Raw genomic sequence first — 21,097 nt, forward strand, 5'->3', positions numbered from 1 at the left:
GACGAGCTCACCGGCGACGGCCGAGCACCGCTCCGACGGCCACCCCGGCCAGCGCCACCCCGGCTCCGGCCAGCAAACCGATGAGCAGGTCCTTTGGACCGCCCGCCCCGGCGGCGGACGGCGCCTTGCCGGGCGTGGTGAACACCTGCCCGGCCGCGGGGGCGGCCACCGGCTCCGCCGAGGACTGACCCGGCTGGTTGGCCGCCGGCGCAGCGGACTCGGAAGCCGCCGTGGGGACGCCGTTCTCGATCGCCTTGGCCACGTTGCCGAAGAACTCCGCCGCCATCCGCTTGGACACCGACGTCAGCATCCGCTGCCCGACCCCACCGACCATGCCGCCGACCACGGCGTCGGCCTCGTAGTCGATGCGGGTCGACCCGGGGGTCGCCTCGTTGAACGACACCACCACGGTGGCGTCCACCGTGCCCGGCGCCCCCGAACCGGACAGCTTCATCGTCAGGGCGGAACGTTCCTTGAGGTCGTAGAGCGAACACGCGCCCCGGTAGGTGCCCTTGATGGCCGCCACCCCGGCGGTCACCGTCATGTCGTAGGCGTTGTCGCCGGTCGCGGTCAGCCGCTCGCACCCCGGGATGGTCGCGGCCAGCACCTTCGGGTCGAGCAGGGCGTCCCAGACGACCGGGATCGCGTACGAGACGACGTTCGAGCCGTAGATCTTCACTGTGTGTGCTCCAGGCGCAGGGTGAACAGGTCGGACGGGGAGATGGGCATCGCCGTGACGGGCAGCTTCTCGGCGTCCTCGATGGCCGCGGCGAGCACCGCGGAACCGGGGATGACGCCGGCCTCGCCGGCCCCCTTGATGCCCAGCGGGTTCAGCGGGGACGGCGTCTCGAGGTGGTCGACGGCGATGCCGTCGGGGATCTCCGAGACGTACGGGATGAGGAAGTCCATGAACGAGGCGTTGAGCAGCTGGCCGGCGTCGTCGTAGGCCATCCGCTCGTAGAGGGCGCCGCCGATGCCCTGGGCCACGCCGCCGTGGATCTGCCCCTCGACGATCATCGGGTTGATGAGGTGCCCGCAGTCGTGGACGACGGCGTACTTGTGGATGGTGATCTCGGCGGTGTCCTCGCTGGTCTCCACGATCGCGGCGTGCATGCCGGAGGCGAACGTGGCCCGATCGGGCGAATAGAAGTCCTTGCCCTCCAGTCCCGGCTCCTCGCCGCGCGGGACCGGCGGACGGTCCGGGTGGCCGACCGAGAACTGCGTGGCCAGCTTCGATTTCTCGTCGAACGCGTAGCGCAGCGGGTTGGACAGCACGGCCACGGTGCCGAGGTCGATGGAGGTGCCCGGCGAACCCTTCACCGAGACGACCCCGTCGACGATCTGCAGGTCGTCGGGATCGGCCTCCAGCGCGTCGGCCGCGATCTTGAGCGCTTTCTCCTTGGCCCGCTTGGCGGCCAGGTGGATGGCTGACCCGCTCATCACCGCGGCCCGGGAGGCGTAGGTGCCGACCGCGTACGGCATCCGCCGGGTGTCGCCGGTGACGACCTCGACGTCCTCGAACTTCACCCCCAGCTCGTCGGCGACCAGCTGGGCGAAGACGGTCGCGTGGCCCTGGCCCTGGGTGGTCAGCCCGGTCGCGACCTTGACCTTGCCCGTCGTCTCGATGTGCACGTGCCCGCCCTCGTAGGGTCCGACCCCGGTGCCCTCGACGTAGCAGGCCAGTCCGATCCCGAAACGCCGCCCCTGGGCGGCCATCTCGGCCTGCAGCGCGGGGAAGTCGTCCCAGCCGATGAGCGCCTTGATCTTCTCGAGCGACTGCGGGTAGTCGCCCGAGTCGTAGATCAGCGGGCGGCCGTCCTGGAAGATCAGACCGTGGTCGAAGGGGAACTCGTCCGGCCGGATGAAGTTGACCGCCCGGACCTGCGTGCGGTCCTTGCCGAGGTACTGGGCGATGGCGTCCATGGTGCGTTCCATGGCGAAGACGCCCTGCGGCCGGCCCGCCCCGCGGTACGGGGTGACGATGACGGTGTTGGTGTACAGCGACTCGAAGACGACCCGGTAGTTCTGCGGCTTGTAGGGGCCGAGCAACTGGGTCGAGGTGATGATCGGCACGATGAGCCCGTACGGCGTGTAGGCCCCGTGGTCGTGCCAGAACTCGACGTCCAGGCCGAGGATGCGGCCCTCGTCGTCGAAACCGACCTCGATGTGCTGGTCCTGGCCGCGCTCGTGCGCCGAAGAGATGAAGTGCTCGCGGCGGTCCTCGGTGAACTTCACCATCCGGCCGAGCAGCTTCGCGGCCATCGGCACGAGCAGGTCCTCGGGCCACGGGTGGTTGATCTTGACACCGAAGCCACCCCCGACGTCGGGGGTGATGACGTCGACCTGCCCGAGATCCAGGCCCATCTTGACCGCGACGGCCGCCCGCACCCCGGTCGCCGTCTGGGTCGAGGCCCACAGCTGCAGACGGTTCAGGTCGCGATCCCACCGGGCGACCACACCGCGGCCCTCCATCGGCATGCAGGCACTGCGTTCGATCGACAGATCGAGCGACAGGCGATGGGGGGCTCCGGCGATCGCGGCCTGGGCATCACCGACGTTCTGTTCGAAGTGGGCGGCGACGTTGCCGGGGATGTCGTCATGCACCAGGTTCCGGGCCGCCCGCGCGGTCGGGATGCCGACCACCGGGGTGAGCACCTCGTAGTCGACGACGATCTGGCCGACGGCATCCTCGGCCACGTACCGGTCGTCGGCGACGACGAAGGCGATGGCCTCGCCGACGTAGTTGACCTCGTCCTTGGCCAGCGCGTACTGGGTGCGCCCGTGGGTGAGCGCCGGGTGCGGGATCAGCAGCGGCAGCGGCTCGGCCATCTCCGGGGTGAAGTCGGCCAGGTCGTCGTAGGTGAAGACGGCGTGCACACCGTCCATGTCGAGCAGCGCCGAGACGTCGATGTCGATGATGCGGGCATGCGCGTGGGGCGACCGGAGCACGGCGGCGTGCAGGGTGCCGTTCTCGACGGCGACGTCGTCGACGTACCGGCCCTGGCCGCGGAGGAACCGCTGGTCCTCGACGCGCTGGACCCGCTGGCCCATCAACTTCGTCGTCATGACGCCGCCTTGTCGGACGCACCGATCTGCGCCGCCCGCTCGACCGCCTTCACGATGTTCTGGTAGCCGGTACAGCGACACAGGTTGCCGGCGATCATCTCTCGGGCCTGCTCGTGCGACGGGCACGGGTTCTCCCGCAGCCCGGCGGTGATGGTCGTCAGGAATCCCGGGGTGCAGAATCCGCACTGCAGGCCGTGGCACTCGGCGAACGCCTGCTGCACCGGGCTCAGGGTCCCGTCCGGTGCGGCCAGCCCCTCCACCGTGGTGATCTCGTGGTCGGCGGCCGAGACGGCCAGCATCAGGCAGGAGCGCACCGGGTCACCGTCGACCAGGACGGTGCACGCCCCGCAGACCCCGTGCTCGCAGCCGACGTGGGTGCCGGTCAGGCCGACGTCGTGCCGCAGGGCGTCGGACAGAAGCCGCCGGGCCGGGACCTCCACCCGATGGGTCACCCCGTTCACGGTCAACCGGACGGGGTGCAACTCCTCGCTCATCGCTCTGCTCCTTCGGCGTGGGCCCGCGCGGCCCGGACCACCCGGCGGGTCAGCACCCGCACCAGTTGGGCGCGGTACGCGGCAGTGGCATGGATGTCGTCGCCCGGGTCGAGGTGGGCCAGGGCGGCGTCGCCGAGTTCGGTCTCATCGACCCCGGTCAGGTCGACGACGGTCGGCAGATCACCGGCCGACAGGTAACCCACCCGGACCGTCTCATCCTGCCCGCGGCCGGTGACCAGCGCAGCCGCGCCGACCAGGGCGTAGTCGCCGTGCCGGCGGGCGATCTCGCTGAACGCGACCCCGGCCCCCGGCGCCAGGGCCGGGAAGAAGGCGGCGACGGCGATCTCGTCGTGCGCGAGGGAGGATTCGAGCGGTCCGACGTAGAGGTCGGGGGCGGCGATGGTGCGCCGGCCGGACGGGCCCTGGACCTCCACCGATCCCCCGGTCAGCAGCAGGACGACCGGCATCTCGGCCGCGGCGTCGGCGTGCACCAGCGAGCCGACGGTCGTGCCGCGGTTGCGGATGGTGGCGTGGGCGACGTTCGCCAGGGCCAGGCTCACCAGCGGTTGCACCCGGCGGACGTCCGGATCGGCCAGCACCGCGGCGTGCCGGGCCAGCGCCCCGATCCGCACCCCCCGCTCGTCGACCTCGATGGCATCCAGACCGGGGATCTCATTGATGTCGACCAGCAGGGACGGGGCGGCGAGCCGCATGGACAGCAGGGGGATCAGGCTCTGCCCACCGGCCAGCACCTTGGCGCCGGAATCGGCGGCCAGCTCCCGCACCGCCTCGGCGACGGTGGACGGGCGGCGGTAGCCGAAGGGGGCGGGCTTCATCGTGCCGGTGCGGTGTCCGGGGACCCGTGGTCGGAGTGGCTGCGGCTGCGCCCGGTGTTGACCAGGTGGTAGCCGACGATGACGAGGATGGAGCCCAAGGCGATGCCCCCCAGTTCGAAGTTGTCGGTCAGCTTCAGGGACACGCCGCCGATACCGGCGATGATCCCCGGGGCCAGGCCCACCAGGTTGACCGACGACCCGAAGTCGACCCGGTTGTCGACCCACACCTTGGCGCCGACCAGTCCGATCATGCCGTAGAGCACGACGGTCACGCCGCCGAGAACGCCGCCGGGGGTCGCGTTGACGATCGCCCCGAACTTCGGGCACAGGCCCAGCAGGATGGCCACGAGCGCTGCGACGTAGTACGCGGCCGTCGAGTACACCTTGGTGGAGCTCATGACGCCGATGTTCTCGGCGTAGGTGGTGGTCGGCGAGCCACCGAACAGGCTGGACAGCGCGGTGGCACCACCGTCGGCCGCGATCGCCCGGCCCATGTACGGGTCGAGGTTCTTTCCGGTCATCTCCGCGACAGCCTTGACGTGGCCGGTGTTCTCGGCCACCAGCGCGATGACGCCGGGGATGACCAGCAGGGCGAAGCTGAGGGAGAAACTCGGCCCGTGGACGACGCCGACCCCGTCGGACAGCACCCCGCTGGGCAGGCCGATCCAGTTGGCCGCCTCGACCCCGGCCCAGGACACCCGGTCGTGGGCGACCGGGTCGGTCGAACCGGGGAGTACCGAGGTGATGGGTCCGATCGCCATGTCGAAGATCCAGGACAGCACGTAGCCGAAGACCAGCGCGAGGAGCACGGCGATGCGGGCCCAGAACCCTGGCAACCGGACTGCGGCGACGATGAGGAAGAGCGCGGTCAGCAGCGCCACCCACTGGTCCTGCGGCCAGTAGACGGTGGCGACGACCGGGGCCAGGTTGAACCCGATGAGCAGGACGACCGCACCGGTCACCGGTGCGGGCAGCAGCTTGTGGATGAAGCCGGCCCCGACGAAGTGGATGGCCACGCCGATGGCCAGCAGGATCACGCCGGCGATGAGGATCGCGCCGGTGACGTCGGCGGAGTTGCCGCCCTGGGCACGGATCGTGGCCACCCCGGCCACGAACGACGCGCTGGTCCCCAGGTAGCTCGGGACCTTGTTGGCCGTGACGAGCAGGAACAGGATCGTGCAGATCCCGGAGAACATGATCGCCAGGTTGGGATCGAGACCCATGACCACCGGGAAGACGAACGTCGCGCCGAACATCGCCACGACGTGCTGGGCACCGATGCCGATCGTCTTGCCCCAGGCCAGACGCTCGTCGGGGGCTACCGGCTCTCCGGGCCGCGGGCTCACCGCGGTCCAGCGGAACATCGACGACATCGCGCACCTTCCGTCCTTTCGGGCCGGCGGGGCCCGAATTCGGATCAACCTAATGACGGCGTGAGCGGGGTCACCATGGCAACAGCTGCCGAAGCGAAAGCGTTGTCGATGGCACATGTCCGCCGTTCCGAGCGGCCGGACGCGGCCCGCTATCAGGGGGAAATCTCCAGGAAACGGAGCGCCACCGCGGCGTCGATCCGGCGCTGCGGGTCGGTCGACAACGGACCGAGCAGCCGCTCCAGCTTCGTCAGCCGGTAGCGCATCGTGTTGTAGTGGAAGAACTGCAACCGGGCGGCTTCCGCGACGTTGAAATTGGTGTCGAGCAGGACCTGCAGCGAGCGCCGGAGGTCGGCGGCCTCGGACGTGGACTCGGCCAGCGGGCCGAGAGCATCGCGGATGAACGCCTGCAGTTCGGCGGCACTCTGGGCCGTGTCCGGGATGAGTGCGAAGAGCCGGTGCAACCCGAGCTGATCGAAGAACGTGGTCGACCCGCCGCCATTCACCCGGCGGCCCACCTCCACCGCCCGCCGGGCCTGGCCATAGGCGGCCGGCAGGTCGCCGATGCCCGCGGCGACCCGGCTGACCCCGGCGGAGAACGGCCGGCGCCCGCCGCCCCGGTCCCCCACCACCGCGGTGACGGTCCGGCCGACGACCGCATGGCCCCCGTCGCCGGACTGGGTGGGCTCGACCGGTAGCAGGGTGACCACCTCGGACGAGAAGTCGACGCAGGCGATCCGCGGGTCCTGGCCGCGGGTGACCTGCCGCCAGGCGGCCGAGAAGCGTTGCTGCCATTGGCGTCGTTGCTGGCTGGAGGTGGGCTCGTCACCGGGGACGTGGTCGAGTTCGGCGACCACGACGACCACGGGCCGATCGATGTCCCAGCAGAAGGTCTCGGTGTGCTCGGCGATGTACTGCGGATCGGCGGCATGGCGCAGCAGCAGGTCCCGGAGGAAATCCCCCTGGTACTTGTTCTCGACCGCCATGACGGCCTCCTGCCGGGTGATCAGCAGTGCGGCCACCGTGGCCGCCCGCTCGAGGGCGTGCACGTCGTCCGACGTCGACCGGCCTTCCGGACGGAAGCACACCAACCGGGCCAGGTCGGTACCGCCCGCCGTGACCCGGTGCTTGCTGAGCCACCCGCCGGCCACCGCCGTCCCGGCCTCGCCCAGACGTTCGACCCGCACGCGGCCCGTCTCGTCCAGGTAGTCGGCCGCCCGCAGCACCGTCCGCGCCGACGACGGCAGCGCCGACTCCCACTCCCGGCCGTCCACCGACGTGAACACCACCCCGACGCCGAGCACCCGGGCGACCTCATCGGCGATCCCGGCGAGATCGCCGCCATTGAGCACGATCTGAGTCAGTCCGGTGTGCAGCGCATCGAGCCGGGCGAGCGCGGTCGTCGCCCGGCGCTCGGCATCCGATCCTGTCAACAGTTGTCATCCCCTGCGGCGATCATGAGCAGAACCTCACATCGGAAAAGCTAGCCCGCCCCGATAGCGTCGATCAGGTGATGTCGGTGAGCGCACCCCCGCGAGTGCAGTCGCGGCTGCGGTCGGCGCCGGACGGGCCCGTTCCGATCGTGCACCACGGCGCGGACGCCCTCTACGTCATGGTGGCCGACCGGGTGGTCGGCGTGGTCGGCACCGAAGCCGTCGCGGTGCCGTGTGCGCTGCGCACCCGGCTCCCCCGTCTGCCGCGCGTCGCAGCGGCGGCCGTCCTCGGCGGCGTCCTGCACCTGGACGGCGTTTCCCTGCGGGTCGGTCGCCTCCTGGACGTCGGGGTGCCGCCGCTGCGGGCGGCGCGGCGGACCGCCGGACCCCCGCCCGGGGACGTGGCCACGATGATCGGCCGCGGTGACGGCCTGACGCCGTACCAGGACGACGTGCTCTGCGGCTGGCTCGCCGTGCACCGCGCGGCGGGCATCGCCACCCCCGAGGTGGACGCGGCCGTCCGGGCCCATCTGCACCGCACGACACTGCTGTCGGCCACGCTGTTGGACTGCGCCCTGCACGGCGAAGCGATCCCTGAGTTCGTCGCCTGGCTGGCCGCCCTCGGCACTCCGGACGCGGTCCGACGGAGCGTTGCACTCACCGCGGTCGGGCACTCGTCCGGCCGCGGGCTCCGGCAGGGCGCACTCGCGGCCCTGTCCCAGATCTCACCCGTGGAGGGAGCGGCATGAGCCATTTCCATGTCGAGCTGCGGCCCGGCGCCTACGCCGACTCGGTCGCCCTGCTGCAGGTCAGCCGGTCGGTCCAGGGCATCGACGGGGTCCTGGCGGCCCAGGTCGCGATGGCCACGCCGTTGAACGTGGACGTGCTGACGCAGATGGGGTTCGCCGTTCCCGAGCGGGCCACCCCCAACGACATGGTCGTGGCCGTCCACCTCCGGGACCCCGCGCGGCTCGACGCCGCGATCACCGGCGTCGACAACGCCCTGCGTGATGCCGGCCGCCGCTCCGAAGGCGCCACCGAGGTGGCCGCACCGCGCACCACCGCCGCCGCCCTGCGGCGGGACCCCGGTGCGCTCACCGTCGTCTCGGTGCCCGGCCCGCACGCCATGGTCGAGGCGATGGACGCGGTCGAAAGCGGCAGCGACGTCATGATCTTCAGCGACAACGTGCCGCTGGACCACGAGGTCGCCCTCAAGCGGGCGGCAGCCGAGCGCGGCGTGCTGGTGATGGGACCCGACTGCGGGACCGCGGTGGTCGACGGGATCGGGTTGGGTTTCGCCAACGTCGTGTCCCCCGGCCCGGTCGGCATCGTCGCCGCCTCCGGCACCGGGTGCCAGCAGATGCTGGCCCTGCTCGACCACGCCGGGGTGGGGGTGTCGTCCGCACTCGGCGTGGGCGGCCGCGACCTGTCGTCGACCGTCCGGGGTCTGGCGACCCGGGAGGCGCTGCGCCGGCTGGACGCCGACCCGGGGGTGGAGCTCATCGTGCTCATCTCCAAGCCGCCGGCCGCCGACGTGGCCGACGAGATCGCCGATGTGGCGGCGGGTCTGGCGACCCCGGTCGAGTTTGCGCTGCTCGGTCCGGGCCGGCCCGACCTCACCGCAGCCGCCGAGGCCGTGCTGCGCCGGCTCGACCGTGAGGTGCCGGACTGGCCCGCCGAGCGACCGGCCGGTGCCCGTGACCCCGGCCGCGGCGCGCGACTGCACGGCCTGTTCGTGGGCGGGACCCTCAAGAGCGAGGCCGCGCTGATTGCCGCCGAGACCCTGGGTGCCGACCACGGCCACACGTTCGTCGACTTCGGCGACGATGCCTATACGGCCGGACGGGCCCACCCGATGATCGATCCCACCCTGCGCCTGGAGCATCTGCGGCGGGCCGCCGCCGATCCCGAGACCGCCGTCATCCTGCTCGATGTCGTCCTCGGCCACGGCGCCGAGGACGATCCGGCGTCGCTCCTCGCCCCCGCCGTTGCGGCGAGCGACCGGCCGGTCGTCGTGGCCGTGGTCGGCACCGCCACCGACCCGCAGCATCGCGACCGGCAGGTCCGGGCCCTGGTCGAGGCCGGCGCCGAGGTCCACCTGTCCGACGCGGGCGCGACCCGACGGGCCATTGAACTGTTGGGAGAACGCGCATGAGCACCACCGACAGCGTCGTGACCGTCGGTACCGAGCTACTCGCCGATGCCGTGGCCCGGCAGGCGGTCGGGGTCACCCAGGTCGACTGGCGACCGCCGATGGAGGGCACTGCGGCCGACCTCGCCGCCGTCGCCGCCGACCCGCTGCGGGCGGCGGCCAACGAGCGCGCGGTGGCCGCGATGCTCGAGGTCACCGCCACCCTGGTCGACGTCCTGCCGGCCTCCGCGGCGTTGGGCCTGCAGACCGGGCAGTTCCTGCATGCCGGTCCGCCCATCACCTGGGACCGGGCCTCGGGTCCGTTGCGCGGCGGGCTGATGGCCGGGGCGGCCCTCGAGGGCCTGGTCGACGACCCGGAGGACGCGCCCGCGCTGTTCGAGAGCGGGTCGGTGTCGCTCGAACCGTGCCACCACCGGTCGGCCGTCGGGCCGATGGCCGGGGTGGTCACCCCCAGCATCTGGATGTTCGTCCTGCAGGACGCAGCCAGCGGCCGCCGCACCTACTGCTCGCTCAACGAGGGCCTGGGCAAGGTGCTGCGCTACGGCGCCTACTCCCCCGAGGTGCTGCAGCGGCTGCGGTGGATGAACGGCGTCCTCGGCCCGCTGCTGCAGCAGGCGGTCCGCCGGGCCGGGCCCGTGGACGTCACCGGCATCCTCACGCAGATGCTGCAGATGGGCGACGAGGCCCACAATCGCAACCGGGCCGGCACTCTCATGCTGCTGCGGGACCTCGGTCCGGCCATGGTGACCAGCGGGACCGACGCCGCCGACGTCGCCGAGGCGCTGCGGTTCGTCGGCGCGAACGACCACTTCTTCCTCAACCTGGCCATGCCCGCGTGCAAGCTCGCGCTCGACGCGGCGCGCGGCATCCCCGGGTCCACGATGGTCGTGGCGATGGCCCGCAACGGCACCGACTTCGGCATCCAGGTGGCCGGCACCGGCGACGAGTGGTTCACCGGTCCGGCTCAGCTGGCCGACGGCCTGTTCCTGGGCAGCTACACCGCCGACGACGCCAACCCGGACATCGGCGACTCGGCCATCACCGAGACGGCCGGCATCGGCGGATTCGCGATGGCGACCGCGCCGGCCATCGTCAGATTGGTGGGCGGGTCGGTGCCGGATGCTCTGGCGACCACGCGGCGGATGCACGAGATCACCCTGGCCGAGAACCCACGGTGGACCGTCCCGGTCCTCGACTTCCAGGGCACGCCGACGGGTATCGACGTGAGCAGGGTCTGCCGCACCGGCATCCTCCCGCAGATCAACACGGGCATGGCCGGCCGGGTCGCCGGGGTCGGTCAGGTCGGGGCCGGGCTCGTCACCCCGCCGGCGGAGATCTTCCCGGCCGCCCTGCGCCGCCTGGCCGAGCTCGCGCGGGACCGCGCCGCGGTCGCGCGGGGCTGACCGGGGACCGTCGGGTCGCCGCCCGACGGGGTGCCGCACACTGGGCTGCGGCCGGCACCACTGCCGCCCCGTACCCCCAGGAGGACAGAGATGACCACCTCCGAGCCCCTCGCCGTCGCCGTCGCCGTCGCCGGGATCCTCGGTGTGGACCACGTCGGTGTCGCCGTGCCCGATCTGGACACGGCGATCGCGTTCTACACGACCACCCTCGGCGGGCAGTTGCGCCACCGGGAGGAGAACGCCGAACAGGGCGTGGTCGAGGCGATGATCGGGTGGGACGGCGGCGCCCAGCTGCAACTGCTCGCCCCGCTCACCCCGGAGTCGACCATCGCGAAGTTCCTGGATCGCAGCGGTCCGGGTCTGCAACAGCTGGCCTACCGGGTCGCCGACATCCACGCGGTGAGCGCGGCCTTGCGGGAGCGGGGGCTGCGCCTGCTCTTCGACGCACCCCGGCGCGGAACCGCCGGCTCGGCCATCAATTTCGTGCACCCGAAGGACGCCGGCGGCGTACTCGTCGAACTCGTCCAACCGGCACAGCACTGAATCCGGTTCGCGCTTCGCCCGGACGGTGAGTCAGGCCACCACGGCCCGGTAACCGGTACGGTCGTACCAGTTTGTTGCTAACCTGGAATCCGCAACGGATTCAGGAGGTGGCCACCATGGCGTGGCTCGTACTGGTGCTGTCGGGGCTGCTGGAAGCCGGCTGGGCCCTGTCCCTCAAGGCGTCGGCCGGCCTGACCCGGCTGGGGCCGTCGGTGTCGTTCGTCCTGCTGCTCATCGCGTCGATGGCCGGGCTCATGTGGGCGCTGCGGACCCTGCCGGTCGGCCCCGCCTACGCGGTATGGGTCGGGATCGGTGCGGTGCTGACCGCGATCATCGGGATGACGTCGTTCGGCGACCCGGTCCGGCCGCTGACCATCGCCTCCATCGTGCTCATCGTCGCCGGCGTCGTCGGGCTCCAGCTGGCCGGGTCGGGGCATTGACCGTCCGAGCGCCCCGCCAGCAACGGGGGCAGGACCGCCGGGAGGTGTTGTGCGCCGCGGCGACCCGGTTGGCCGCCGAACACGGCCCGGCCGCCTGCACCGCCCGGGCCATCGCCACCGAGGCGGGCCTGCCGCTGGCGGCGGTGTCCTACTACTTCCCCGACCTGTCGGTGCTGGTCGGCGAGGCCGTGCACCGGGTCTGCGCCCGGTGGCGGGAGCACGCCACACACGTCGCCCGCGGGTACTCCGGCGCCCGCCCCGGCCCGGGCGGTCATGCTGGGCTGGCCGACGCGATCAGCAGGGCGATGCTCCCGCCCGGCGGGGGGTCGGGCGCCGCACCGGTCGACGGGGACGCGCGCATCCAACCTGGTCGGTCCGCCGTCGTCAGCCGGTACCGACACCTGCTGGCCGCGGCCGACAGTCCCGCCGTCACGGCCGAGATGGCAGCTCTGCGCGCCGATCTCGTCGCCGTTGTCAGCGGGATGCTGCCGCGCCCGGACACCCGGGCCGCCGATCTGCTGGTCACCGTCGTCGACGGCGCCGCCCTGGGCGCGGTGGCCGAAGGCGACCCCGACCCGGCCGGCCGGGTGGTGACGGCGGTCCGGGCCGCCCTCGATCGGTTGCGCTGAGCGTCCGGTCAGGCCCGGGGAACCACGTCGCGGACGCCCGACACCATCAGGCCGGTCGCCCCGGCGGCCAGGGCCCGGTCGGCCTGCGCCGGGGTGGCCACGACGTGGGCGATCACCCGCTTTCCGGTTGCCAGCATCCGCTGGTACACGGCCGTCGGTGCGTCCTGGTCGATGCCGAGGAGGTCGAACCGGCCCTGCGTCGCCTCGAACTGGTCCATCTGGTCGGCGTAGTAGTACCCCCAGGTCGTGTACCCCCGGGCGTGGGCGGCGGTCGGGGTCTTCACCGTCTGCCAGTAGGACTTGATCACCGCGCGGCCGGCGCCGCCGTGCTGGTCCAGCAGATCCAGGAGCTCGTCGACATGGGCGTCGTCCTTGTCGTCGACGAACAGGATGCGATCCGGCGACACCTGGTCCAGCAGATCGGTGTCCAGTCGGCTCATCGGCTGATGACCCCGGATCGACCGCAGCGTCGAGAGCTGCTCCCAGGTCGACGTGGCGATGGTCAGATCGGTCCCGTAGACCGGCCCCGTGCTGGCGTCCTCGGACCCGACCCACACCCCGTCCGCCGTGCGGCGGGCGGAGAACTCCAGGGCCAGATCCGGGTTCCAGTCCCGCGACTGCTGATAGGCCGTCGGCGACGCGGCCGGCCAGCTGGCCGAGCCGCCGTGGTGGGCGATCTCCACCACGGGCGCGGAGAGCCACCGGCCGAGCGCGGTGGCCGGCGTCGGGGCGATCCCGCCCCCGGTGCCGGCCGAAGCCGGCTCCGAGGAGAGCGCTGCGGCCGGTGCTGACGACGACGCACCACCGGTCGGCGAGGACGGCCCGGCAGGTGCGCCGGACGTGCACGCGGCGAGCGCCGTCGTCATCACCACGGTCACCGTGGCGACGGCCCGTCCCCGGCGCCACCGGCCGGGCGACCGGCGTGGCGGGGAGCAGCGAGAGAGGTAAAGCACCTGCGCATCGTCCTCGACCGATCTGGCCGACACCCGGCATAGGGATGTGACCGGACTGGGAAGCGGCCGGAAGCCACCCGATAGTCTCCGCTCCCCGGCGGGTCCGCCGGCCAGCGACAGCGAGGAAGGTGGAACCGATGGTGGACATCCCCTGGGGTGACGGCCGGTGGACCAACGCTCCGGCGGACGTCGTCGAACGCGACGGCGACCTGCTCGTGACGGCCGTCGAAGGCAGCGACGCCTGGCGCATCACCTCCTACGGGTTCGTCCACGACAACGAACACGCCCTGCTGGCCCCCTTCCCCGACGGCACCGCCGTCGAGGTCGAGTTCACCGCCGCGTTCTCGCAGCAGTTCGACCAGGCCGGGCTGTTCGTCCGGGTGTCGGACGAGCGATGGATCAAGGCCGGCGTGGAGTTCGCCGATGGCCGGGCGCAGGTCGGCGCGGTCGTCACCGACGGCATGTCCGACTGGTCGCTGGCCCCCGTCCCCGACTGGACCGGCCGACGGATCACGGTGCGAGCCAGCCGGGAGGGCACCGCCATCACCGTCCGGGCCGCCCCCAGCGGCCAGGAACTGCAACTGGTCCGGGTCATCCCGTTCGCCACCGACCTGGTCGCCGAGGCCGGGCCGCTGGTCTGCGCGCCCACCCGTGCCGGTCTGCAGGTGCCCCTGCACCGTTGGACCCGCACCACCCCGGACGACGGGCTGCACCCCTGACCGACCAGGAACGCTCGGCGGTCTAGGCGCCCCCGCCCGATCCACCGGCGCCGGCCGACGGGCGCGGGCGCCGGGTCGAGAGCTCGCCGGTCATGGTCAGCTCCTCCGCGATGTCCCGGACCTTGCGATTGGTCACCGACGACGTCCGCATCAGCAGCGCGAAGGCCTGGTCACCGGTCATCTTGTGGCGTTCCATCAGGATGCCGGTGGCCCGTCCGATCACCTCCCGATGCTGCACGGCGGCGAGCAGGTTGTGCTGGCTCTCGGCGCCGACCATCGCCACCGCGGCGTGGCTGGCCAGCAGCAGGCCGATCTGTTCGGTGCTGTCGTCGAAGACGTGCGGCTCGCGGGAGTACAGGTTGAGCGCCCCGAGCTCGCGGTCCCGCACGAAGAGCTGGAAGGACAGCATCGACTTCACGCCGAGTTCCAGGGCGCGCGCGGCGAACCGGGGCCAGCGTTCGTCGGCCTGCAGGTCGTCGCAGCGGATGGTGGCGTCGTACCGGATGGCGTCCAGACACGGACCCTCGTTGGTCTCGTACTGGGCCTGGTCGATGCGGGGGACGAGCTCGTCGGTCGCGGCCGGGGTACCGACGCGGCCGTTGCGGTCGATCCGGGTGATGCCGGCGTAGTCGGCCCCGGCGATGTTGTCGGCCGCCGCCCCCACCACCGCCTGCAACGTCTGGTCCAGGTCGGGCTCGGCCTGCAGGGACCGGGCGAGGTCACTGAGCTGCTGCGCCAGCCCCGGTGGGTTGGGTTGGCCCTGGCTGTCCCGCCCGCGCCGGTCGTCGTCTTCGGCAGGATGCGCGCCAGTCATACCGGCCCTGTTCCCCGAGGCCCCCGTTCCCAACTGGGCCCCACCCACCCGGTCGCCGACCGCTCAGCCGATCCAGTCGGCGAACGACAGTCCCGAGATGCGTTCATAGGCCTCCACGTACCGGTCCCGGGTCGCCGTGACCACGTCGCCCGGCAGCGGTGGCGGCGGGCCGTCCGCGGCGCGATCCCAGCCGGACTCGGCCGAGGTCAACCAGTCCCGGACGAACTGCTTGTCGAAGGAGGGCTGGACGGCACCCGGGGCGTAGCCGTCGGCCGGCCAGAACCGCGACGAATCCGGGGTCAGCACCTCGTCGCCGAGGACCAGCTCCCCGCCGAGCATTCCGAACTCGAGCTTGGTGTCGGCCAGCAGGACCCCCCGGGTGGCGGCGTGCTCGGCCGCTCGCCGGTAGACCGTCAGAGTGGCGTCCCGCACCTGCGCCGCCCGCTGGGCGCCGATGGTCGCGACGACCGCCTCGAAGGACACGTTCTCGTCGTGCTCGCCGATCTCGGCCTTGGTCGCCGGGGTGAAGATCGGTTCCGGCAGCCGCGACGCCTCGACCAGCCCGTCCGGCAGGGCGATGCCGCAGACGGCCCCCGTGCGGCGGTAGTCGGCCAGCCCCGACCCCGTCAGGTAGCCGCGGGCGACGCACTCGACCGGCAGCATGTCCAGCCGGCGGACCAGCAACGCGCGACCGGCCACCTCGGCGGGGATCCGCCGGTCCTGTACCGCGACCACGTGGTTGGCGAACGCCGGGCCCGTGCCGTCGGCTCGGGCCAGCAGGTCGAACCAGAACATGCTCATCGCCGTCAACACCCGACCCTTGTCCGGGATGGGCGTGGACAGCACGTGGTCGTAGGCGCTGATGCGGTCCGAGGCGATCATGAGCAGCAGCTCGTCGTCGACCTCGTAGAGCTCACGCACCTTGCCGGAGGCCAGGTGCCGGTAATCGTCCAGGCGGGTCACGGGCGCAGGGTAGCCGACTCCGTCCGGTCACCGGAGTCGAGTCCGTGCCGGCGGAGCAGCGGGCCGATCTCCGGGTCCCGGCCGCGCAGCTCGCGGAACCCGTCGAGGATGTCGCGGGAACCACCGACCGCGAGGATCCCGGCCCGGAACCTGTCCCCCAGATCCCTGTCCAGGCCGCCGTTCTCGACGAACCACTCGCTGGTGTCGGCATCGACCAGCTCGGCCCACAGGTACGAGTAGTACCCGGCGGCGTACCCCGCTCCGGCGAAGATGTGCTGGAAGTAGCGGCTGCGGTACCGCGGCGGGATGTGCGGGTCGGCGATCCCGGCCCGCTCGAGCGCAGCCGCCTCGAAAGCGTCGACGTCGTCGACCTGTTCGCCCGGGGCGAGCCGGTGCCAGGCCAGATCGAGCAGCGTCGCCCCGAGCATTTCGACCATCCGGTAGCCGCTGCCGTCCCGCGAGGCCGCGAGCACGGCCGCCACCTGGGCCGGCGGCAACGGTTCGCCGGTCACCACGGAACGGGCGAACCGCGGGAGCAGCTCGGGCCAGTACATCCACAGCTCGTTGACCTGGCTGGGGTACTCCACGATGTCCCGCGGCACGGCGGTACCGGACAGCCGTGGGTAGCGCACCCGTGAGAACAGCCCGTGCAGAGCGTGCCCGAACTCGTGGAACGCGGTGCGGACCTCGTCCAGCGTCAACAGCACCGGCTGACCGGGGGCGGGCGGGGCGATGTTGAGATTGTTGGTGACGACGGGCTTGTCGCCCAGCAGGTCGGACTGCAGCACCAGGCTGTTCATCCAGGCCCCGCCCCGTTTGCCCTCCCGCGCGAAGAAGTCGCCGACGAACAGGCCGATGGTCTGCTCATCGTCGGCGCCCGGGGCGGCCTGCTGCCGGACCTCCCAGACGCGCGCCTGCGCCGTGTGGCCGACCAGGTCGGGCCGCTCGACCATGCGGATGCCGTAGAGCCGCTCGGCGGCCGCGAACACCCCTTCCTGCAGCACGGTGTCGAGTTTGAAGTACTCCCGCAGCGCGGCGGCGTCCACCTGGTGCCGACGCCCCCGGGCCCGCTGGGCGTAGAACGCCCAGTCGTGTGCGGCGAAGTCGTCGATGCCGTCCGCCGCGGCCAGGGCGACCAGTTCGGCGCGTTCGGCGTCCGCGACCACCCGCGCCGGCCCGACCAGCCGGGAGAGGAAGTCGTCGATGGCCTCGACGGACCCGGCGGTCTGGTCGGCCACCACGCTGTCGGCGTGCCCGGCGAAGCCGAGCAGACCGGCTCGCTCGGCCCGGACGGCGGTCAACTCCCGCAGCACCGGCCCGGTATCGGTGTCGGGGTCGTGCGGGCCGCCGCGACCGGTGGACGCCGCCAGCAGCGCCTGACGGGTGGCCCGCCGGGTGAGGCGGGCCAACGCCGGCTGACCGGTGGGCAGGACCAGGGCCAGCTGGTACCGGCCGGGGTGTCCGGCCCGTTCCGCGGCGTCGGCGGCCGCGGCGATCGCATCGGCTGACAGACCGTCGAGCTCGTCGGCGCGGTCGACCAGCAGGGCCCGACTTTCGGCCGATCGCAGCAGCAACTGCTCGAACCGGGTCTGCAGGGCGGCGATGCGCTGGTTCAGCTCGGTCAGCCGGGCCCGTCCGGCCTCGTCCAGCCGGGCACCGGCGAGCACCCGGTCCCGGTGGTGGCGTTCCACCAGGCGGCGGTCCTCCGGGGTGAGACCGGTTGTGGTGGGAAGGCTCTGGTGGATCGCCTCGATGCGGGCGAACACCGCGGGATCCAGGGTCACGGCGTCGTGGTGGGCGCAGAGCAATGGGGAGTAGGCCGCGTCGATGGCCCGGAGTTCGTCGGTGGACCGGTTCGCGACGAGCGCGCCGAGCACCGTCATGGCCCGGTCGAGCAGGGCGCCGGAGCGCTCGAGCGGGACGAGGGTGTTGACGAACGTCGGTGGGGCGGGATCGGCGGCGATGGCCGCCACCTCCGCACGGTGCTCGGCCATGCCGGCATCGAGCGCGGGCGCGAGATGCTCGGGTGAGATCGCCGCGAAGTCCGGCAGTCCCAACGGCAGGGTGGACGCGTGCAGCAGCGGGTTCATCCTGCGAGGGTGACACAGCCCGCTGGACCGGGAAGAAAAGCGGCCGGGGGCGCCGCCGCCAACGGTGCGCCCCCGGCCGGACGACAGGTGGTACTCGCGGACCCGATACCCTCCACGGACCGATCGGGAGCTCAGCTCCGTCCCCGCCGCGGGACTTCACCGATGCGCTCCGAAGGGGTCTCCCTGTCGAACAAGGTTAGCCTAACCTGACCTTCGCGCCGATGGCAAGTCCCCCTCGCGCACTCCGGTGACGCCCCGTCACCGTCGGGCCCACCGACTACGCTGACCCTGCCCGGCGGAGCCCGTCCGAGCGCGGACGAGCACACGACCGGGAGCGACATGACTGACGACGAACGGCCCGTCGGTCGCGGGCCGGGCTCGTCGGGTCCGGACGACGCCGACGGCCGCACCGAAGCCCTGGGGGCGACCGCCGGTTTCCCGGTCCCGCCGACCCGCGGCGTCCCGACCGGCACGGTGCTCAGCGGCCGGTACGTCCTGGAATCCCTGCTCGGCCGCGGCGCCACCGCCGAGGTCTTCCGCGGACGCGACGAACTGCTCGCCCGGCCGGTGGCCGTCAAGGTGTTCTGGGTCGGCGGCGGCGACGCCACCACCGTCGCCCGGCAGCGCACCGAGATGCAGGTGCTGGCGATGCTGCACCACCCGAACCTGGTCACCGTCTACGACGCCCGGGTCGGCACGGACGAGAGCACGATGACCGGCGCGGCGGATCCGGCCGCCGACACCTCCTACCAGGGCCCCACCTACCTGGTCATGGAACTGGTCAGCGGGGGCACGCTGGCCGACCGCATCGCTCCCGGCGGCCTGCCGTCCGCCACGGTCAGCCAGATCGGCGCCGCCATCGCCGACGCCCTGGACACCGTCCACTCCCACGGCCTGGTGCACCGGGACATCAAGCCGGCCAACATCCTGCTCACCGAGAACGGCACCGCCAAGCTCAGCGACTTCGGCATCGCGCGGGAACTGGCGGCTGAGCGGCTGACCGCGGCCGCCGACGTCATCGGGACCGCCGCGTACCTCAGCCCGGAACAGGCCCGCGGCGGCGAGGTCGGGCCACCGACCGACGTCTACGCCCTCGGCCTCGTGCTGCTCGAATGTCTGACCGGTCGCCGGGAGTTCCCGGGCAAGGCCATCGAGTCCGCGATGGCCCGGTTGATGCGCGACCCGGTCGTCCCCGACGACCTGCCGGCGCCCTGGCCGCGACTGCTGCGGGCGATGACCGCCGCCGACCCGCAGTACCGGCCCACGGCTCAGCAGGTCGCCGACACCCTGCGCCGGCCGGGAGCGGCCGTCGGTCTGCCGCTCCCACCGGCCGGACCGACCGCCACGCTGCCGCAAGGCATCCCGGTCGTGCCGGCGGCCGCCGCAGCTCCGGCGAAGACCGGCGCCACGGCCGGGGTCCCGGTGGCGTCCGCGCCGCCCCGCCGCCGCAGCGCGGGCACCGTGTTCGCCATCTCGTTCCTGGTGGTGGCCCTGATCGCCGTCGGTGTCGTCGCGGTGGTCGCCCTCGTCCGCAACGCGGGAAACGACAATCCGTCGCCGGTGGCCCCGACGAACACGACGACGACCGTGACGACCGGGGCCAGCACGCCCCCGCCGACCTCGGCCCCGGCCACGAGCACCGCGCCGACCACCCGCACCACGGCGACGACACCGACGACGTCCACGACTGAGACCACCCCGACCACGCCGACGACGGAACCCACGACGCCGACGACCCCCACCACCGCGACGACCCCCACCACGCCCACGACCCCGACGACACCCACTACCGCGACCACGCCGACGACCCCGACGACACCCACCACGCCGACGGCGCCCACCACCCCGACCGCTGCGTCGACCGCCGGCGCGGAGCCCGGTGGCGGCAACGGCAACGGCGGTAACGGGAATGGGAACGGGAATGGGAACGGCGGGACCAACGGCAACGGAAATGGCGGCGGCAACGCATCGGGGACCGGCGCCGGGGCGACGCCGGCGAACGTCACCACGACGGCGACGACAACCGCCGTCGCGGATCGGGTCCCGTCGGCGTCCGCCTGACCGACCCCGGACACACCGATCGCGGTGAGCCAACGCCCACCGCGATCAGTCGAAAAGCGATTCGGTTCCGGGTACCTCGGTCCGGCAGCGGTCAGGCGCCCTGCAGCCGCTCACGCAGCTCGGCCACGTTCCCTGACTTCGGCAACCCCCGCGCGGTCAGCTCGGCCTGCAGCTCGGCCTTGGTCATCGTCGAGTAGTCCGGCGCGGACGGACGGCTCTCGGCCGGCTTGGCCGTCGGCGCGGGAGCCGGATCCGCAGTCTCCTTCGCCGCGCGGGTCCGCGTCGCCGGCTTCTCCTCCGTCGCCGCCTTCGACGCCGCGGGCTTGCGAGCCGCGGGCTTGGCGGCCGGCTTGGCGGACTCGGCGGCTGCCGTGGCCTTCTCTGTGGTCTTCTCAGTGGCCTTCTCAGTCTCGGCCGCCACCGTGTCGGCCGCGTCCTGCGCGGTGGCCGTGGCCCGGCGGGTCAGAGTGCTCATCGCCTCGACGGCCGGCTTCGTCATCGCCTCGGTGGCACCGCGGGCCGCCTCCACGAACTCCTCGGAGCGCTGACGGGCGGCGGAGACCGCGTCCTCGACGACGGCGCCGGCCTTCTCCCAGGCCGCCGTAGTCGTCGCCTCGGCCTGCTCCCGGGCGGCGTTCAACGAGGCCGCTGCGGCCGACGCCCGCTGCCGGGCCGCCTCGGCCGTCTGCTCGGCCGACTCGGACCACCGTTCCTGCAGGGCGCTTCCCGCGGCCTGCGCCTGCTCGACCCACTTGTGTCCGGAACCGACCATCGACTTGGCCATCGTCCGTTGCCCTTCGAGCATCCGCTCGATGAGATCGAAGGTCTGGTCGATGAACTCGACCGGCGACGCGGACGCACCCGGCGTCGACGTCATGGTCCCGACCGCGCGCTGGGCCATGGAGGCCCAGGCCTGGACGGCCTCCGAGGCCGTGGTCTGCGCGGTGCGAATGGCGGCGGTGAACTGTTCCTGCGGATTGGTCATCGCGGTCCTCCCGGATTGTCGGCCGCCCGTCGACCTGGCATTTCCCGCGGACGGTTCACTGATCTGCGGGTTCACGGTATCGCCCCATCCGCGTGATCGGCGGCCTGAATGCGTACCACTACACAGATCACTGAAGGAAATACGGT

At 72.4% G+C, this 21,097-nt stretch carries 19 protein-coding genes; 8 read left to right on the forward strand and 11 right to left on the reverse strand.

Annotated features, from left to right (window positions below):
* Positions 1 to 7: 7 nt before the first annotated feature.
* The 6 genes from FDO65_RS16635 to FDO65_RS16660 all read right to left on the reverse strand — a co-directional run bounded on the left by FDO65_RS16635 (position 8) and on the right by FDO65_RS16660 (position 7,199).
* On the reverse strand, positions 8 to 679 hold the full coding sequence (locus tag FDO65_RS16635) for an SRPBCC family protein (RefSeq protein WP_137450849.1): 672 nt from the start codon (positions 677 to 679) through the stop codon (positions 8 to 10).
* A complete protein-coding gene (gene cutA / locus FDO65_RS16640) occupies positions 676 to 3,066 on the reverse strand; it encodes an aerobic carbon-monoxide dehydrogenase large subunit (protein WP_137450850.1) in 2,391 nt (796 codons plus the stop codon). The genes FDO65_RS16635 and cutA overlap by 4 nt, the downstream gene beginning before the upstream one ends.
* A complete protein-coding gene (locus FDO65_RS16645; RefSeq protein ID WP_137450851.1) occupies positions 3,063 to 3,560 on the reverse strand; it encodes a (2Fe-2S)-binding protein in 498 nt (165 codons plus the stop codon). Before FDO65_RS16645 ends, cutA begins: the two co-directional genes overlap by 4 nt.
* Complete coding sequence (locus FDO65_RS16650) at positions 3,557 to 4,396, reverse strand: FAD binding domain-containing protein (RefSeq protein WP_137450852.1); 840 nt, start codon at positions 4,394 to 4,396, stop codon at positions 3,557 to 3,559. Before FDO65_RS16650 ends, FDO65_RS16645 begins: the two co-directional genes overlap by 4 nt.
* A complete protein-coding gene (locus FDO65_RS16655) occupies positions 4,393 to 5,760 on the reverse strand; it encodes a uracil-xanthine permease family protein (RefSeq protein WP_137450967.1) in 1,368 nt (455 codons plus the stop codon). Before FDO65_RS16655 ends, FDO65_RS16650 begins: the two co-directional genes overlap by 4 nt.
* 161 nt (positions 5,761 to 5,921) lie before the next feature.
* On the reverse strand, positions 5,922 to 7,199 hold the full coding sequence (locus FDO65_RS16660) for a PucR family transcriptional regulator (protein ID WP_137450853.1): 1,278 nt from the start codon (positions 7,197 to 7,199) through the stop codon (positions 5,922 to 5,924).
* A gap of 86 nt (positions 7,200 to 7,285) precedes the next feature.
* On the opposite strand from FDO65_RS16660, the gene FDO65_RS16665 reads away from it, so the two are divergent.
* The 6 genes from FDO65_RS16665 (at position 7,286) to FDO65_RS16690 (ending at position 12,366) form a co-directional block, all read left to right on the forward strand.
* Positions 7,286 to 7,948: an oxamate carbamoyltransferase subunit AllH family protein gene (locus tag FDO65_RS16665; RefSeq protein ID WP_166442250.1), complete on the forward strand. Its 663-nt coding sequence runs from the start codon at positions 7,286 to 7,288 to the stop codon at positions 7,946 to 7,948.
* A complete protein-coding gene (locus FDO65_RS16670) occupies positions 7,945 to 9,354 on the forward strand; it encodes an FdrA family protein (RefSeq protein WP_137450855.1) in 1,410 nt (469 codons plus the stop codon). Before FDO65_RS16665 ends, FDO65_RS16670 begins: the two co-directional genes overlap by 4 nt.
* Positions 9,351 to 10,754: a YlbE family protein gene (locus FDO65_RS16675; RefSeq protein WP_137450856.1), complete on the forward strand. Its 1,404-nt coding sequence runs from the start codon at positions 9,351 to 9,353 to the stop codon at positions 10,752 to 10,754. Before FDO65_RS16670 ends, FDO65_RS16675 begins: the two co-directional genes overlap by 4 nt.
* Before the next feature lie 90 nt (positions 10,755 to 10,844).
* Positions 10,845 to 11,297 carry a methylmalonyl-CoA epimerase gene (gene mce / locus FDO65_RS16680; RefSeq protein ID WP_137450857.1) on the forward strand — a complete coding sequence of 151 codons (453 nt, stop codon included), beginning with the start codon at positions 10,845 to 10,847 and terminating at the stop codon, positions 11,295 to 11,297.
* Between the two features lie 116 nt (positions 11,298 to 11,413).
* Positions 11,414 to 11,737 carry a DMT family transporter gene (locus FDO65_RS16685; protein WP_137450858.1) on the forward strand — a complete coding sequence of 108 codons (324 nt, stop codon included), beginning with the start codon at positions 11,414 to 11,416 and terminating at the stop codon, positions 11,735 to 11,737.
* The gene (locus FDO65_RS16690) at positions 11,734 to 12,366 is read left to right on the forward strand and encodes a TetR/AcrR family transcriptional regulator (protein WP_137450859.1); all 633 of its coding nucleotides are present in this window, start codon (positions 11,734 to 11,736) and stop codon (positions 12,364 to 12,366) included. Before FDO65_RS16685 ends, FDO65_RS16690 begins: the two co-directional genes overlap by 4 nt.
* An 8-nt stretch (positions 12,367 to 12,374) precedes the next feature.
* On the opposite strand, the gene FDO65_RS16695 is transcribed toward FDO65_RS16690, so the two are convergent.
* A complete protein-coding gene (locus FDO65_RS16695; protein WP_166442251.1) occupies positions 12,375 to 13,232 on the reverse strand; it encodes a glycerophosphodiester phosphodiesterase in 858 nt (285 codons plus the stop codon).
* Between the two features lie 224 nt (positions 13,233 to 13,456).
* Here FDO65_RS16695 and FDO65_RS16700 point away from each other — a divergent pair, with 224 nt between their 5' ends.
* Complete coding sequence (locus tag FDO65_RS16700; protein ID WP_137450861.1) at positions 13,457 to 14,038, forward strand: DUF1349 domain-containing protein; 582 nt, start codon at positions 13,457 to 13,459, stop codon at positions 14,036 to 14,038.
* A gap of 22 nt (positions 14,039 to 14,060) precedes the next feature.
* Here FDO65_RS16700 and FDO65_RS16705 read toward each other — a convergent pair whose 3' ends face one another.
* The 3 genes from FDO65_RS16705 to FDO65_RS16715 form a co-directional block, all read right to left on the reverse strand.
* Positions 14,061 to 14,852, reverse strand: coding sequence for a GAF and ANTAR domain-containing protein (locus FDO65_RS16705; protein ID WP_137450862.1), 792 nt, complete (start codon positions 14,850 to 14,852; stop codon positions 14,061 to 14,063).
* A gap of 63 nt (positions 14,853 to 14,915) precedes the next feature.
* Positions 14,916 to 15,815: a phosphoribosylaminoimidazolesuccinocarboxamide synthase gene (locus FDO65_RS16710; protein WP_137450863.1), complete on the reverse strand. Its 900-nt coding sequence runs from the start codon at positions 15,813 to 15,815 to the stop codon at positions 14,916 to 14,918.
* Positions 15,812 to 17,905, reverse strand: a complete 2,094-nt coding sequence (locus FDO65_RS16715; RefSeq protein ID WP_137450864.1) for a M3 family metallopeptidase — start codon at positions 17,903 to 17,905, stop codon at positions 15,812 to 15,814. The genes FDO65_RS16710 and FDO65_RS16715 overlap by 4 nt, the downstream gene beginning before the upstream one ends.
* 339 nt (positions 17,906 to 18,244) lie before the next feature.
* Between FDO65_RS16715 and FDO65_RS16720 the strand changes: the two genes are divergently transcribed.
* A complete protein-coding gene (locus FDO65_RS16720) occupies positions 18,245 to 19,966 on the forward strand; it encodes a serine/threonine-protein kinase (protein WP_137450865.1) in 1,722 nt (573 codons plus the stop codon).
* Between the two features lie 91 nt (positions 19,967 to 20,057).
* On the opposite strand, the gene FDO65_RS16725 is transcribed toward FDO65_RS16720, so the two are convergent.
* Entirely contained in the window at positions 20,058 to 20,951 is an 894-nt protein-coding gene (locus FDO65_RS16725; protein WP_137450866.1) for an SAP domain-containing protein, read from the reverse strand.
* Positions 20,952 to 21,097: the final 146 nt, after the last annotated feature.

This window comes from Nakamurella flava, from assembly GCF_005298075.1.
Taxonomy (GTDB): domain Bacteria; phylum Actinomycetota; class Actinomycetes; order Mycobacteriales; family Nakamurellaceae; genus Nakamurella; species Nakamurella flava.

Bases quoted from the DNA above. Each gene is read 5' to 3' on its own strand.
- cutA (WP_137450850.1), bottom strand. From the start codon at position 3,066: ATGACGACGAAGTTGATGGGCCAGCGGGTCCAGCGCGTCGAGGACCAG.
- FDO65_RS16645 (WP_137450851.1), bottom strand. From the start codon at position 3,560: ATGAGCGAGGAGTTGCACCCCGTCCGGTTGACCGTGAACGGGGTGACC.
- FDO65_RS16650 (WP_137450852.1), bottom strand. From the start codon at position 4,396: ATGAAGCCCGCCCCCTTCGGCTACCGCCGCCCGTCCACCGTCGCCGAG.
- FDO65_RS16655 (WP_137450967.1), bottom strand. From the start codon at position 5,760: ATGTTCCGCTGGACCGCGGTGAGCCCGCGGCCCGGAGAGCCGGTAGCC.
- FDO65_RS16670 (WP_137450855.1), top strand. From the start codon at position 7,945: ATGAGCCATTTCCATGTCGAGCTGCGGCCCGGCGCCTACGCCGACTCG.
- FDO65_RS16675 (WP_137450856.1), top strand. From the start codon at position 9,351: ATGAGCACCACCGACAGCGTCGTGACCGTCGGTACCGAGCTACTCGCC.
- mce (WP_137450857.1), top strand. From the start codon at position 10,845: ATGACCACCTCCGAGCCCCTCGCCGTCGCCGTCGCCGTCGCCGGGATC.
- FDO65_RS16685 (WP_137450858.1), top strand. From the start codon at position 11,414: ATGGCGTGGCTCGTACTGGTGCTGTCGGGGCTGCTGGAAGCCGGCTGG.
- FDO65_RS16695 (WP_166442251.1), bottom strand. From the start codon at position 13,232: ATGACGACGGCGCTCGCCGCGTGCACGTCCGGCGCACCTGCCGGGCCG.
- FDO65_RS16700 (WP_137450861.1), top strand. From the start codon at position 13,457: ATGGTGGACATCCCCTGGGGTGACGGCCGGTGGACCAACGCTCCGGCG.
- FDO65_RS16705 (WP_137450862.1), bottom strand. From the start codon at position 14,852: ATGACTGGCGCGCATCCTGCCGAAGACGACGACCGGCGCGGGCGGGAC.
- FDO65_RS16715 (WP_137450864.1), bottom strand. From the start codon at position 17,905: ATGAACCCGCTGCTGCACGCGTCCACCCTGCCGTTGGGACTGCCGGAC.
- FDO65_RS16720 (WP_137450865.1), top strand. From the start codon at position 18,245: ATGACTGACGACGAACGGCCCGTCGGTCGCGGGCCGGGCTCGTCGGGT.
- FDO65_RS16725 (WP_137450866.1), bottom strand. From the start codon at position 20,951: ATGACCAATCCGCAGGAACAGTTCACCGCCGCCATTCGCACCGCGCAG.